This is a genomic window from Micromonospora yasonensis, assembly GCF_026013475.1.
Classification (GTDB): Bacteria; Actinomycetota; Actinomycetes; order Mycobacteriales; family Micromonosporaceae; genus Micromonospora; species Micromonospora yasonensis.
Window position 1 is genome coordinate 35,105 of sequence record NZ_JAPDPH010000011.1, and the last position, 13,053, is coordinate 48,157.

The following is a 13,053-nucleotide window of genomic DNA, read 5'->3' on the forward strand; positions in this document are numbered from 1 at the left end:
ATCAGAGCGCGCCCTTGGTGCTCGGGACCACGCCCGCGTTGCGCGGGTCGAGCCCGGTGGCCTCGCGCAGCGCCCGGGAGACCGCCTTGAACTGCGCCTCGACCACGTGGTGGGCGTCCGGGTGGCCGCCGGGGCGGGCGGCGCGCAGCACGTCCACGTGCAGGGTGATCCGGGCCGCCTGGCCGAAGGACTCCCAGATGTGCCGGGTCATGCTGGTCGGGTAGACCGGCCCGATGTACGGCGCGAGTGGCGGCTCGTCGTGCACCACGTACGGCCGGCCGGAGAGGTCGACGGCGGCCCGGACCAGCACCTCGTCCATCGGGACGGTGGCCGAGCCGTACCGCCGGATGCCGGCCTTGTCGCCCAGCGCCTGGTCGAACGCGGCGCCCAGGGTGAGCGCGGTGTCCTCCATCGTGTGGTGGGCGTCGATCTCCAGGTCACCCATGGTGTGCACGGTCAGGTCGAAGCCGCCGTGCCGGGCGATCTGGTTGAGCATGTGGTCGTAGAAGCCGACGCCGGTCTCGATGTCGGCCTTGCCGGTGCCGTCGAGGTCGATCTCGACGAGAACCTTGGTCTCCTTGGTGATCCGCTCCACGCGGGCGATGCGACTCATGACGGAAGCTTCTCCATGGCGGCGAGGAAGGCGTCGGTCTCGGCGGGGGTGCCGGCGGTGACCCGCAGCCAGCCGGGCAGGCCGACGTCGCGGACCAGCACACCGGCGTCGAGCAGGGTGTGCCAGGCGGTGGCCTGGTCGCCGCCGACCTCGAAGAGCACGAAGTTGGCGTCGCTGTCGGCGACCCGGTGGCCCCGGGCGCGCAGCTCGGCCACGATCCGGTCGCGCTGCGCCATGATCGCGGTGACCGTGCCGAGCAGGGCGTCGCGGTGGGCGAGCGCGGCGCGGGCGGCGGCCTGGGTGAGCGCGGAGAGGTGGTACGGCAGCCGGACGAGCTGCACCGCCTGCACCACCGCCGGGTCCGCGGCCAGGTAGCCGAGCCGCCCGCCGGCGAAGCCGAACGCCTTGCTCATCGTCCGGGTCACCACCAGCCGGGGGTGGTCGGGCAGCACCGCGAGCGCGCTGACCGTGCCGGGCCGGGCGAACTCGGCGTACGCCTCGTCGACGATCACCATGCCGGGCGCCTCGGCCAGCACGGCGGCGACCACGGCCGGGTCGAGCGCGGTGCCGGTCGGGTTGTTCGGCGAGCAGAGGAAGACCACGTCCGGCCGGTGCGCCCGGACCTGGGCGACCGCCTCGTCGGCGGTGAGGCCGAAGTCGACGCCCCGCACGGCCCGGATCCAGCCGGTGCCGGTGCCGAGCGCCAGCAGCGGGTGCATCGAGTACGCCGGGGTGAAGCCGAGCGCGGTGCGCCCCGGGCCGCCGAACGCCTGGAGCAGTTGCTGCTGGATCTCGTTGGAGCCGTTGGCCGCCCAGATCCGGTCGACGGTGAGCCCGTGGCCGAGGTACGCCGCCAGGTCGGCGCGCAGCGCCACGGCGTCCCGGTCCGGATAGCGGTTGAGGTCGCGCAGCTCGGCCGCGAGGGCCTTGCCGATGGCCTCCACCACGGGCTCGGGCACCGGGTAGGAGTTCTCGTTGGTGTTCAGCCGGACCGGCACGTCGAGCTGCGGCGCCCCGTACGGCGTCCGGCCGCGCAGGTCGTCCCGGATCGGCAGGTCGTCGAGCGTGGTCACGAGGCGGCCCCCGGGAAGCGCACTCTGACCGCCTGGCCGTGGGCCGGCAGGTCCTCGACGCCGGCCAGGGTGACCACGTGCGGGGCCACCTCGCGGAGCGCGTCCTGGCTGTATTCGACCAGGTGGATGCCGCGCAGGAAGGACTGCACGGACAGCCCGGAGGAGTGCCGCGCGCAGCCACCGGTGGGCAGCACATGGTTGGAACCGGCGCAGTAGTCGCCGAGCGACACCGGCGACCAGGCGCCCACGAAGATCGCCCCGGCGTTGCGGACCCGCAGCGCCCACTCGCGGGCGTTCTCGGTCTGGATCTCCAGGTGCTCGGCCGCGTACGCGTCGACCACCCGCAGCCCCGCCTCGAGGTCGTCGACCAGCACGACGCCGCTCTGCTCGCCGCCGAGGGCGGTGGCGATCCGCTCGGCGTGCTTGGCCGCCGGCACCTGCTGGGCCAGCTCCCCGTCGACCGCGTCGGCCAGCGCCACCGACGGGGTGACCAGCACGCTGGCCGCGAGGGGGTCGTGCTCGGCCTGGCTGATCAGGTCGGCGGCGACGTGCGCCGGGTCGGCGGTGTCGTCGGCGAGGATGGCGATCTCGGTGGGGCCGGCCTCGGCGTCGATGCCGACGACGCCGCGCAGCAGCCGCTTGGCGGCGGTGACCCAGATGTTGCCCGGTCCGGTGATCATGTCGACCGGATCGCAGCGCTCGGCGCCCGCCGGGTCGACGGTGGACCCGTAGGCCAGCATGGCGATCGCCTGGGCGCCGCCGACCGCGTAGACCTCGTCGACGCCGAGCAGCGCGCAGGCCGCGAGGACCCGCTGGTCGGGCAGGCCGCCGTTGTCCTTCTGCGGCGGGCTGACCACCACCAGCGAGCGCACCCCGGCCGCCTGGGCGGGAACCACGTTCATCACCACGGTCGAGGGGTACATGGCCAGGCCGCCGGGGACGTACAGGCCGACCCGGTCGACCGGCACCCAGCGCTCGGTCACCGTGCCGCCGGGCACCACCTGGGTGGTGTGGTCGGTGCGGCGCTGGTCGGCGTGGACCTTGCGGGCCCGGGTGATCGACTCCAGCAGCGCGGCCCGGACCTGCGGGTCGAGCGTCCCCTCGGCCTCGCGGATGACCTCCACCGGCACCCGCAGGCGCTCCGGGGAGACGCCGTCGAACCGGACGCTGGCCTCCCGGATCGCCGGGTACCCATGCTCCCGGACCGCCGCCACGAGGGGGCGGATCCGCTCGACGGCCACGGAGACGTCGAGCTGGGCACGGGGCAGCAGGCGGCGCGGGTCGGGCACGCCGCCGCGCAGGTCGATCCGGTTCAGCACCCTTGCGAGTCTAGGCGGCCGGTCCCGACCCGGCCCGCGCCGCCCGCAGGCCGGGACGGTGAGCCGGGACACGCCGGGCGAGCGAGATCGGGATACGCTCGGACCCGTGACCGCACGGCTGCCGGTGTTCCCGCTGGGGACGGTCCTCTTCCCCGGGCTGGTCCTCCCGCTGCACATCTTCGAGGAGCGCTACCGGGCGCTGGTGCGCCACCTGGTCGGGTTGCCCGAGGGCGCGCCCCGCGAGTTCGGGGTGGTGGCGATCCAGGCCGGCTGGGAGGTGGCCCCGGCCGGGCCGCCGAGCCGGCCGAGCCTCGGCGGCGGCGAGGTCACCCTGCACGAGGTGGGCTGCACCGCCGAGCTGCGGCAGGTCACCGAGTTGGCCGACGGCGGGTTCGACATCGTCACCGTGGGCCGGCGCCGGTTCCGCATCGCGGAGGTCGACTCCGGCGCCGCACCGTACCTGACCGCCGAGGTCGAGTGGCTGCCCGAACCGGCCGGCACCGACGAGGTCACCGACCTGCTCGCGGCCCGGGTGATCTCGGTGTTCCGGCAGTACCTGAACCTGGTCCGGCCGGACCCGCAGGAGATCGCCGAGCAGTTGCCGGAGGACCCGACCGTGCTGTCGCACCTGGTCGCCGCCACCGCCGCGCTGACCGTCGCCGACCGGCAGCGGCTGCTCGCCATCGACGACACCGCAGCCCGGCTTCGCGCCGAGCTGCGGCTGCTCAACCGGGAGGCGGCCCTGCTGCGTCAGGTCCGGGCCGTCCCGGTGCCGCTCAGCGAGTTGGCTGGTCCTCCGGCCCCGAACTGATCCCCGGGCCGGCCGGCGGCCAGCCGTCGACCCCCGGCCCGGGCCAGCCGCCGTCGGGCTGCGGCTCGGGGCGCAGCGACGGCCACCGTGACCAGCCGGCCAGCAGGGTGTACGTCACCGCCGCGCCGAACGCGGGCAGCAGCAGATTGCCGTGCGGCACGGGCAGCAGGGCGTACCAGTCGATCCCCCCGGCGCGCAGGTCGGCCGGCTTGGTGAAGGCCGTCCCGTTCGGCGCGGTGGCCAGCAGCCGGTGGTACGTGCCGAGCCCGATCCGGCGGCCGACCTGCCAGGCCACCACCGCCGCGCCGACCCCGCCGAGGGCCCCCGCGACCAGGCCGAGCGGTCCGCGCCGGCGGCGCAGCAGGAGCCAGAGCCCGATCGCGACGAGCACCCCGAAGCCGAGCCCGAGCAGGCTGAACCAGCCGTCGGCGGCGATCGGCTGCTCCGGCTCAGGCGTGGCGTAGATCGCGCCCTGGGCGGTCTTCAGCACCGGGGTGCCCGGTGCCACCGTGGCCCAGAGCAGGCCCAGCGGGGCGCCCAGCAGGCTCACCAGCAGCGCCACGCCCAGGCCGATGCCGACCGCCCGGAGCCGGCGGGCGGGCTGGTCCGTGGCGGGCAGCGCGCCGACCACGCCGGGGTGGCCGGCGAGCGGGTCCGCGCCGGGCGCGGTGACCGGGGTGCCGGCGGGCACCGGCAGGCCGGACGGCCAGCCGGGCGCCTCGGCCCCGGCCGCGTCCCGCCCGGCGTCGAGCGGGGCGAAGCCGTCGGCCGGCCCGGCGCCCGTTCTCCCGGTCGGCGCGGCGCCCGGAGCGCCGTCGTCGGGCGGCGTGGGGCGCGCGGGGTTCGCCGGACCGCCGGACGGGCGGTCGGCGGCGCCGGGCGCGCCGGGTCGGTCGGCGGCCCGCTCGGGATCAGGGGTGTCCGGACTCACCCGGTGATCCTCTCAGGCGACGGACCGACGCGGGCTGCGGTGGCGATCACCGGGCGAACGGTTCGAGCATCATCGCGGCCGCCTTGAGCCACGCCTGCCGGGTCTCCGCCTGGAGCTGGTGGTAATCGATCGAGGAGCCGGTCTCCAGGGCCGGGTCGTACGGCACCACCGCGACCGCCCGGGTGCGGGTGGCGAAGTGCCGCTCCAGGTCGTCCTGCAGCGGGCTGCGCCCCGGGGTCGGGCAGGAGATCAGGGTGACCGCGTTGTCGGCCAGCTCGCCCATCCCGACCTCGTGCAGCAGGTCGAGCATCCAGTCCGCGCTGAACGCGGCGTCCTCGCGCGGCACGGTGGTCACCACGAGCTGGTCGGCGGCCTGCATCACGGTCCGCCAGTTCGGGCTCTCCACGTTGTTGCCGGTGTCCACGCACACCACGTCGTGGGTACGCCGGAGCAGTTCCAGCACGCGCTTGACGGTGAACTGGTCCAGCCGCTGGGCGAACCGGGGGCTCTCCTCGCCGGCCAGCACGTCGTACGAGCCGTCGGAGGCGTGCCGCAGGTAGTCGTCGAGGTGTCGCAGCAGGGTGTCGCCCTCCAGGATCTCGATCTGCGCGAGGTCGTGGACCAGGTGCCGGACGGTACGGGCGTGGCGGGCGCTGCCGGCGCGCAGGCCGAGGGTGCCGCGCAGCTCGTTGTCGTCCCAGGCGAGCACCCCGCGCCCGCGGACGCTGCCGACGGTGGCCGCGGCGAGCACGGTGGCGGTGGTCTTGTGCACCCCGCCCTTGGGGTTGGCGAAGGCGAGCACGCGGGGGCCGCCCAGCTCGCGGCGGAGCACGCCGGCGGCCCGCTCCACCTCGTTGTCGGGCTCGGGGGCGCGCCACTCGACCCGGGCGGGCTCGACCCGGGCCGGCTCGACCCGGGCCGCATAGCTCTCGGGCTGCCGCTGGTACGGCGCGATCGGCTCCGGGTAGGTCGGCTCCGGCGCCGGACGGGTCTCCGGCTGGTAGCGCCCCCGGTCGAGCAGCGCGTACCGGGATTCGACCGGGGGCGGCTCCGGCCGGTAGCCGTTGTCGAGCAGGGCGTAGCGGGAGTCGACGGAGGCGGTGCCCCGGCCGCGCGCCTCGGGCTCCGGGTAGTCCTGCCGGTAGGCCGGCTCGGCCTGCCAGGACGGCTCAGCCCGGCGATCCGGCTCGGCCCGGCGATCCGGCTCGGCCCGGCGATCCGGCTCGGCCCGGTACGCCGGCTCCGCCTGGTAGGCGGCCTCGCCGCCGTACCCGGGTTCGAGCCGGTAGGCCGGCTCCACCCGGTAGGTCGCCTCGACCCGGTAGGACTGATCGCCGCCGTACGCCGGCTCGGCCGGTTGCCCGACGGGCTGCGCCCGGCCGGTCCAGCCGCTGCCGGCGGGCCGCCGCGGCAGCGGCTCGGCGGACTGCGGCGGCCGGTCCTCGGCCCGGCGCTCCGCCTCGGTCTGTTCCGCGCCGCGGCCGGCGAGCCGGGCCCGGTCGAGCAGCGCACGCCACCGCGGCGCCGGCTCTGCCTGCCGACCCCAGCTGGTCTCGCTGCCGTCCAAGGCTTCGCCCTCCCCAGCCCTTCGATCTCCGCCTGACAGGCTACGAACCAAACCCTATTCGGACCACACCCCGGTTCGCACATCCCCTGGCGGCTCTCCCCACCGCCGCGTCGGGCCCAGGCCGCCCGCCCGACACGTCTCAGGAGGTGGGAGCGGGATTGGGTGGCCCGCCGCCCGCCGTGGGCCCATCGCCGGCCGGTGCGGACCCGCTCACCGCCGGTGCGGCTTCCGACGAATCACCCATTCCGGGGCGCGCGGCCGGTTCGGCCAGCCCGCTGTCGGCCGGCGGCCGGGCCACGTCCCGCTGCTCGGGCAACGGCGGTGTGAACACCGTACGGTCCAGTCGCCGGACCTCGGTCGCCGGGTCCACCCCGCGTACGCCGGGACGGGCGGCCAGGGCCCGCAACGCGTCCGGGGTGCCCCGGACCACCGCGGCGTACACGCAGGCGCAGCCCGCCCGGTAGGCGGCCGCCTCCCGGGCCGAGACCGACGCGCCGGTGTCGTACACCCGGCGCAGCTCGGGATCGGCGGAGGCCGTCGGGGCGGCGGCGCGCGTCCGGTAGTCGGCGGCCTCCCGGTCCTTGCGGGCGGCCACCTCGGCCATCCCGGCGACCACGTCGTCGGGCACCCGCATCGCGGCGATCCGGACGATCTCGGTCTGCCGCCCGGGCAGCGGCACCCGGGCGACCACCGCCGAGACCGGGGCGCCGCCGAGCGCGGTGGCCACCTGCGCGGGGGTCAGGTACGCGGCGAAGGAGACCAGGGCCCAACTGCCGGGCGCCGGGGCGTCCAGCCGGGCCAGCTCGTCGGCGGCGGCACGCAGGTAGGCCGGGATGGCGTCGCCGTCGGCCACGCCGACCCGGGTGACCTCGCCGACGGTCCGGTCCCCCACCGGCTCGTCCCGCCGCTGCGCCACGGCGACGACCAGCACCACCAGCGCGCAGGCGAGCGCGATCCAGGTGAGCTTGCCGGACCGGGACGGGCGCGGCGGTACGTCGGCGGGCACGGTGCATTCCCTCGTCGGACGGTCGGTGGGGCGGTCAGTCGCGGAGGATCTCCAGCGCCCGGGCCAGGTCGTCCGGGTAGTCGCTGACGAAGGTGACCTCCTCGCCCGTGCCGGGGTGCAGGAAGCTCAGCGACCGGGCGTGCAGCCACTGCCGGGACAACCCGAGCCGGGCCGAGAGGGTCGGGTCGGCGCCGTAGGTCAGGTCACCCACGCAGGGGTGCCGCAGGCTGGAGAAGTGCACCCGGATCTGGTGGGTACGCCCGGTCTCCAGCCGCACGTCCAGCAGGCTGGCCGCCGGGAACGCCTCGAGGGTGTCGTAGTGGGTGACGCTGGGCTTGCCGCCCGAGACCACCGCCCAGCGGTAGTCGTGGTGCGGGTGCCGGTCGATCGGTGCGTCGATGGTGCCGCGCAGCGGGTCCGGGTGGCCCTGCACCACGGCGTGGTAGCGCTTCTCCACCTCGCGGTACTTGAACGCCCGCTTCAAGGCGGTGTACGCCTGCTCGCTCTTGGCCACCACCATGATCCCGGTGGTGCCCACGTCGAGCCGGTGCACCACGCCCTGCCGCTCGGCGGCACCGCTGGTGGAGATCCGGTGACCGATCCCGGCCAGCCCGCCGATCACGGTCGGGCCGGTCCAGCCGGGACTCGGGTGGGCGGCCACGCCGACCGGCTTGTCCACCACCACGATGTCGTCGTCGGCGTAGACCACCGTCAGGCCCGGCACGGCCTGCGGCACCACGGTCGGCGGGGCGGCCGGCGCGGGCAGCGTGACCTCCAGCCAGGAGCCGGCCTTGACCTTGTGCGAGTTGGGCCGGACGGTGCCGTCGACCAGCGCGTCGCCGGCGTCGACCAGCGCCGCCGCGGCCGTCCGGGAGAGCCCGAAGAGCCGGGAGACGGCCTGGTCCAGGCGCATGCCGTCGAGGCCGTCCGGGACGGGCAGGGAGCGGTGGTCGCCGCCGGCGGCGAAGACGGAGGTCACGCCCGTTCCCGCTGCTCGACGGGGCGCTCGTCGCCGGACCGCTCGGCGCCGGCACGGGAGCCGTCCCGCTGCCGGCCGGTCAGCTCGAGGAAGACCGCCAGCACCACGCCGCACACCAGCGAGCTGTCGGCCAGGTTGAACACCGGCCAGACCTGCCCGTACGGGTCGAAGAGACTGATCATGTCGACCACGTGGCCGACGAAGTGCCCGGGGGCCCGGAAGATCCGGTCGGACAGGTTGCCCAGCGCGCCGCCCAGCACCAGGCCGAGCGAGACGGCCCACGGCAGCGACCGCAGCCGCAGCGCCATCCAGGTGATCCAGGCGATCACGCCGATGGTGATCAGGGGGAAGACCCAGGTGTGGCCGGAACCGATGCTCCAGGCCGCGCCGCTGTTGCGGGTCAGGGTGAGGTAGACGGTGCCGCCGAGCAGCGACACCGGGCCCCGGCCGGTGAGGGACGACAGGGCGAGCTGCTTGGTCACCAGGTCGGCGACGAGGGCGGCCACGGCGACGCCGAGGAGGACCCCGACCGCCCTGCGGCGGGGCGGGCCGCCGGCCGACTCAGCGGTGCCGGACCCGGCGGGCGGTGCTGCGGTCATCTGCTCCCCATCGACGCTCTCGGCGGCGCTGGCGCGCCGTCACCTACGGCCGCCGGGGAGCGGCCTCAGCGCCGCTCCTCCAGCTGCTTGCAGGTCACGCAGAGGGTGGCCGACGGGAACGCGGCGAGCCGCTCCACCGGGATCGGGTTGCCGCACCGCTCGCACCAGCCGTACCCGCCCTCGTCGAGGCGCTCCAGGGCGCGCTCGACCTGCGTGATCCGTTCCTTGATGCTGTTGGCGAGAGAGATCTCCTGCTCCCGCTCGAACGTCTTGGTGCCGGTGTCGGCCTGGTCGTCCCCGGCCGAGTCGGTCAGCCGGTCGCGCTGCAGCTCGGTGATCTCGCTCAGCGTCTGATCGTACTCGGCATTCAGCTCGTCCCGCCGCGCCGCCAGGGCGGCCCGGATCTTCTCGGTCTCCGCCGCGCTGCGGGTGGCCTTCGCCACCGGCTTGCGGCCGGCGGTCTTGGTGTCGGCTGGCTTCGCCATCGTCAGCTCCCTCAGCCGCGTACCGCGGCGGTCGGCGGTGCCTGGGCAGGGTGACCGGTATCGGTACCCCAGGTACGAAACGGGCGCGCGGCCACCAGGGACCGCGCACTCCGGAGGGTGGCAAGAATACGGAACGTACAGGCGTCCGACAACGTGCCGCACCGTCGCCCCGCGATTCAGCCCCGAACAGCCACCAATCGGGGCAAAAGGAACGCTAGCAGATCAAGCGTCCCGGTCCTCGCCGTACTCGCCAAACCACCGGGCCAACCGACCCCGACGGCTGACCGCGCGCAGCCGCCGCTCGGCCTCGTCCCGCGCCTCGGCGGTGGCGACGATGAGCAGGCTGTCGCCGACCTTGAGCCGGGTGTCCGGGCCCGGCACGAAGCCCGCGCCGTCGCGCAGCACCAGGGTCACCGAGGCCCCCACCGGCAGGCGCAGCTCGTCCACGTGCACCCCGCCGAGCCGGGACCCGGGCGGCACCTCCAGTTGGAGGAGGTCGGCGCGCATCCGTTCCAGCGGGGCCGTCTCGACCCGCACCTCGGCCGCCTCGGCGGGGGCGGTCACCCCGAGCCGCCGGGCCGCCGACGCGAGCGTTCCGGCCTGGAGCAGGGTGAAGATCACCACCAGCACGAAGACCGCGTCGAAGAGCCGGTCCGCGCCCGGCACCCGGAGCGAGAGCGGGATGGTGGCCAGCACGATCGGCACCGCCCCGCGCAGCCCCGCCCAGGAGAGGAAGAGCTGCTCGCGCCGGGGGAAGCGGAACGGCAGCGCGGAGACCGCCACCGACAGCGGCCGGGCGAGCAGCAGCAGGGCCAGCCCGGTCACCACGGCCGGCAGCACCGCGGCGGGCAGCCGGCCCGGCGACACCAGCAGGCCGAGCAGGACGAACAGGCCGATCTGGGCCAGCCAGGCCAGCCCGTCGGCGAAGCCGAGGATCGCCTGGCGGTGCGGCAGCCGGGCGTTGCCGAGCAGTACCCCGGCGACGTAGACGGCGAGGAAGCCGGAGGCGTGCAGCACCGAGCCGGCCGCGTACGCCAGCACGGTGAAGCCGACCACCGCGATCGGGTAGAGGCCGGCCGAGGGCAGCGCGGCCCGGCGCAGCGCGTACCGGCCGGCGATGCCGGCGGCCACCCCGACGACCGCCCCGACCCCGAGTTCGTAGCCGACCAGCAGCACCTCGAACCACCACGGGTGGGCGGTCGCGACGTCCCGGGAGAGCAGCAACACGACGATCACCGCCGGGGCGTCGTTCATGCCGGACTCCGCCTCCAGGGTGGCCACCAGGCGCGGGGGCAGGCGGAGCCGGCGCAGGGTGGCGAAGACGGCAGCCGCGTCGGTGGAGGAGAGCACCGCGCCGGAGAGCAGGGCCAGCCGCCAGTCCAGGCCGAGCAGCAGGTGCACCACCACGCCGACCACCGCGATGCTGACCACCACGCCGACCGTGGAGAGCGCGGCGGCCATCCCGAGCACCGGGCGCAGGGTGCTCCACCGGGCGCTCAGCCCGCCCTCGGCGATGATCACGATGAGCGCGCAGAACCCGAGCACCCGGGTCAGCTCGACGTTGTCGAAGTGGATGCCCAGCCCGGCTTCGCCGATCCCCACGCCGAGCGCGAGGTAGACCAGGAGACTCGGCACGCCGAGCCGGGTGGAGAAGCGCACCGCGCCCACCGCCACGAGCAGGACGGCCGCGCCGAGCAGCAGCCCGAGATCCAGCCCAGGCGTCATCCGCGACCGATCCGGTCGGTCCTCACTCGGCCGATCCGTCCCGCAGCCGGCGCAGCACATCGGCCAGCCCCGGGGCCGGGCGCTCGACCAGGAAGAGCTTGTCCCGGCTGGCCGCGCCGGTGCGCAGGGACACGGCCGCCGGCCGGACGCCGAGGGCGTCGGCCAGGGCACGCCGGGCCGCCTCGGTGGCCCGTCCGTCCACCGGGGGCGCGTTCACGGCGATCACCAGGGCCGGCCCGTGCGGGCCGTCGAAGCGCCCGCCGACCCGGGCCCGGGAGGCGCCGGGCTTCACCCGTACGGCGACGGTGAGCGGGTCGTCCACCGTCACCATGATCGGCCTCGGGGCGGGTCGGCGAGCAGCGCGGTGGCCGGCGTGCACCGGGCGCACGGGGTGAAGCCGAGTTCGACCGCCTCGGCGACGGGCAGCGGCTCGTCGGGGCGGCCCACCAGGTGGGGACAGTCGGGCAGGTGGAACCGGGGATGGCCGTCCACCACCCGGACCTCGTCGTCGAGCCGGGTCAGCCGGGCCAGGTCCGCCGCGGACAGGGTCTGCGCGGGCGGGTCGCCGTCGAACGGGCCGTCGGCGGCCGGCGAGGTGGGCGCTCCCTGGTGTGCGGCCGTCTGCCGGGGTGGATCTGGTTCGGCGCGCTCCGGGGCGTCCGCCGACGGATCGACCTCGTCGAAGAACGGCTCCCGCGGGCCGGGCGGCAGGTACGCGTCGTCGACGGGCGACTCGGGGGGTAGGTACGCCGGGTCGGTCACCGGCGTACCGGGTGGTTGCCGCCACCCGGGTACGCCGGTGCCGACCGTCGACGGAATGTGCTGGACCGGGATCTCCGGCTCACCGGGCGGCGGGCCGTCCGGTGCGGTGCGGTCCCGCGGCCGGTCGCCCCGGTCCGCCGTGACTCGGGTCGAGGCCGCCTGGCGGGCACCCGCGACGAGGGCAACGGCGGCCAGCAGGCTGGCCGCGATGGAGGTGATCAGCAGCGGGCTGGACCCATCGGCCAGCCCGGCCACCAGGAGCACGACCGCGACGAGGATGAGCAGGATGCTGGCGACTATCACGGCTCACCCCCGCCGCGTCGTGTGGGCCTGCGTCGCCGAGGGCCGTCCGGGGACGACCACCGACGGCGATCAGCGGCCGGACTCGAGCGAGCCCGCGCGGCCGCCGCCGTACGAGCCGGCGAGGCCGGCGGCGGCGAGGCCGTTGCTGCCCCCGCCGGAGCGGTTGCCCTCGACCCGGTTCATCTCGGCCTCCAGGCCCTGGCCACGGCCGTCGAGGTCGCGCAGCTGGCTCTCCAGGTACGCCTTGAGGCGGGTGCGGTACTCGCGCTCGAACTGCTTGAGCTCCTCGATGTGCTTCTGCAGCGCGGTGCGCTTGGCGTCCAGGCCGCCCATGGCCTCCTGGTGCCGCTGGCGGGCGTCCCGCTCGAGGGCGTCGGCCTTGGCGCGGGCCTCGCGGGTGACCTCCTCGGCCTTCGACCGGGCCTCGGAGAGCAGCTGGTCGGCCTCGCGGCGGGCGTCCGACACGTGGTCGTCGGCGGTCCGCTGGGCCATCATCAGCACCCGCAGCGCCTGCTGCTCGCCGTCGGCGCCCGCGACCGGGCCGCCCTGGGCGCGGACCTGCTCCAGCTCGGCCTGCATCGCCCGGGCCGCCTGCTCGGCGGCCGCCTTGTCGCGCTGCACCCGGTCGAGCTGTGCCTTGACGTCGTTGAGCTCCGCCGCGAGGCGGGCGTCGCCGCCGGGGCCGGCGGGAGCGCCACCGCGACCGCCGCGCTCCACCTGGGCGCGCAGCTCGTTGTTCTCCTCGATCAGACGGGCGAGCTCGCGCTCGACCTCGTCCAGGAAGGCGTCGACCTCCTCCTCGTCATACCCCCGCTTGCCGATCGGCGGCTTTTTGAAGGCGACGTTGTGGACGTCGGCCGGGGTTAGCGGCATCGAAACT

General features: G+C 75.7%; 14 protein-coding genes. 1 reads left to right on the top strand and 13 read right to left on the bottom strand.

The window, feature by feature from the left end; all coding sequences use genetic code 11:
* Nucleotide 1: 1 nt before the first annotated feature.
* The 3 genes from hisB to hisD are packed head-to-tail and all read right to left on the bottom strand — an operon-like array spanning nucleotide 2 to nucleotide 3,005.
* Nucleotides 2–613 (bottom strand): imidazoleglycerol-phosphate dehydratase HisB, encoded by a 612-nt coding sequence (hisB, locus tag ONA70_RS04525; RefSeq protein ID WP_265005047.1) that lies wholly within the window; start codon nucleotides 611–613, stop codon nucleotides 2–4.
* Nucleotides 610–1,686 carry a histidinol-phosphate transaminase gene (locus tag ONA70_RS04530; RefSeq protein ID WP_265005048.1) on the bottom strand — a complete coding sequence of 359 codons (1,077 nt, stop codon included), beginning with the start codon at nucleotides 1,684–1,686 and terminating at the stop codon, nucleotides 610–612. The genes hisB and ONA70_RS04530 overlap by 4 nt, the downstream gene beginning before the upstream one ends.
* Entirely contained in the window at nucleotides 1,683–3,005 is a 1,323-nt protein-coding gene (hisD, locus tag ONA70_RS04535; RefSeq protein ID WP_265005049.1) for a histidinol dehydrogenase, read from the bottom strand. Before hisD ends, ONA70_RS04530 begins: the two co-directional genes overlap by 4 nt.
* A gap of 106 nt (nucleotides 3,006–3,111) precedes the next feature.
* On the opposite strand from hisD, the gene ONA70_RS04540 reads away from it, so the two are divergent.
* Complete coding sequence (locus ONA70_RS04540; RefSeq protein ID WP_265005050.1) at nucleotides 3,112–3,816, top strand: LON peptidase substrate-binding domain-containing protein; 705 nt, start codon at nucleotides 3,112–3,114, stop codon at nucleotides 3,814–3,816.
* Here ONA70_RS04540 and ONA70_RS04545 read toward each other — a convergent pair.
* The 10 genes from ONA70_RS04545 to ONA70_RS04590 all read right to left on the bottom strand — a co-directional run bounded on the left by ONA70_RS04545 (nucleotide 3,782) and on the right by ONA70_RS04590 (nucleotide 13,046).
* Nucleotides 3,782–4,747, bottom strand: a complete 966-nt coding sequence (locus ONA70_RS04545) for a DUF2567 domain-containing protein (RefSeq protein ID WP_265005051.1) — start codon at nucleotides 4,745–4,747, stop codon at nucleotides 3,782–3,784. The two genes, ONA70_RS04540 and ONA70_RS04545, sit on opposite strands and share 35 nt — an antisense overlap.
* A 46-nt stretch (nucleotides 4,748–4,793) precedes the next feature.
* Nucleotides 4,794–6,314 carry an AAA family ATPase gene (locus ONA70_RS04550; protein WP_265005052.1) on the bottom strand — a complete coding sequence of 507 codons (1,521 nt, stop codon included), beginning with the start codon at nucleotides 6,312–6,314 and terminating at the stop codon, nucleotides 4,794–4,796.
* 139 nt (nucleotides 6,315–6,453) lie between these two features.
* The gene (locus ONA70_RS04555; RefSeq protein WP_265005053.1) at nucleotides 6,454–7,320 is read right to left on the bottom strand and encodes a hypothetical protein; all 867 of its coding nucleotides are present in this window, start codon (nucleotides 7,318–7,320) and stop codon (nucleotides 6,454–6,456) included.
* A gap of 34 nt (nucleotides 7,321–7,354) precedes the next feature.
* Nucleotides 7,355–8,299, bottom strand: a complete 945-nt coding sequence (locus ONA70_RS04560; RefSeq protein WP_265005054.1) for an RluA family pseudouridine synthase — start codon at nucleotides 8,297–8,299, stop codon at nucleotides 7,355–7,357.
* On the bottom strand, nucleotides 8,296–8,898 hold the full coding sequence (lspA, locus tag ONA70_RS04565) for a signal peptidase II (protein WP_265005055.1): 603 nt from the start codon (nucleotides 8,896–8,898) through the stop codon (nucleotides 8,296–8,298). The genes ONA70_RS04560 and lspA overlap by 4 nt, the downstream gene beginning before the upstream one ends.
* A 65-nt stretch (nucleotides 8,899–8,963) precedes the next feature.
* The gene (locus ONA70_RS04570) at nucleotides 8,964–9,383 is read right to left on the bottom strand and encodes a TraR/DksA family transcriptional regulator (protein ID WP_046569752.1); all 420 of its coding nucleotides are present in this window, start codon (nucleotides 9,381–9,383) and stop codon (nucleotides 8,964–8,966) included.
* Nucleotides 9,384–9,605: 222 nt separating this feature from the next.
* Nucleotides 9,606–11,108 (bottom strand): potassium/proton antiporter, encoded by a 1,503-nt coding sequence (locus ONA70_RS04575; RefSeq protein ID WP_265005056.1) that lies wholly within the window; start codon nucleotides 11,106–11,108, stop codon nucleotides 9,606–9,608.
* Nucleotides 11,109–11,130: 22 nt separating this feature from the next.
* Entirely contained in the window at nucleotides 11,131–11,439 is a 309-nt protein-coding gene (locus ONA70_RS04580; protein WP_265005057.1) for a DUF167 domain-containing protein, read from the bottom strand.
* Nucleotides 11,433–12,173, bottom strand: coding sequence for a hypothetical protein (locus tag ONA70_RS04585; protein WP_265005058.1), 741 nt, complete (start codon nucleotides 12,171–12,173; stop codon nucleotides 11,433–11,435). Before ONA70_RS04585 ends, ONA70_RS04580 begins: the two co-directional genes overlap by 7 nt.
* Before the next feature lie 69 nt (nucleotides 12,174–12,242).
* On the bottom strand, nucleotides 12,243–13,046 hold the full coding sequence (locus ONA70_RS04590; protein WP_265005059.1) for a DivIVA domain-containing protein: 804 nt from the start codon (nucleotides 13,044–13,046) through the stop codon (nucleotides 12,243–12,245).
* Nucleotides 13,047–13,053 lie beyond the last annotated feature (7 nt).

Bases quoted from the DNA above. Each gene is read 5' to 3' on its own strand.
- hisB (WP_265005047.1), bottom strand. From the start codon at position 613: ATGAGTCGCATCGCCCGCGTGGAGCGGATCACCAAGGAGACCAAGGTT.
- lspA (WP_265005055.1), bottom strand. From the start codon at position 8,898: ATGACCGCAGCACCGCCCGCCGGGTCCGGCACCGCTGAGTCGGCCGGC.
- ONA70_RS04570 (WP_046569752.1), bottom strand. From the start codon at position 9,383: ATGGCGAAGCCAGCCGACACCAAGACCGCCGGCCGCAAGCCGGTGGCG.
- ONA70_RS04575 (WP_265005056.1), bottom strand. From the start codon at position 11,108: ATGACGCCTGGGCTGGATCTCGGGCTGCTGCTCGGCGCGGCCGTCCTG.
- ONA70_RS04580 (WP_265005057.1), bottom strand. From the start codon at position 11,439: ATGGTGACGGTGGACGACCCGCTCACCGTCGCCGTACGGGTGAAGCCC.
- ONA70_RS04590 (WP_265005059.1), bottom strand. From the start codon at position 13,046: ATGCCGCTAACCCCGGCCGACGTCCACAACGTCGCCTTCAAAAAGCCG.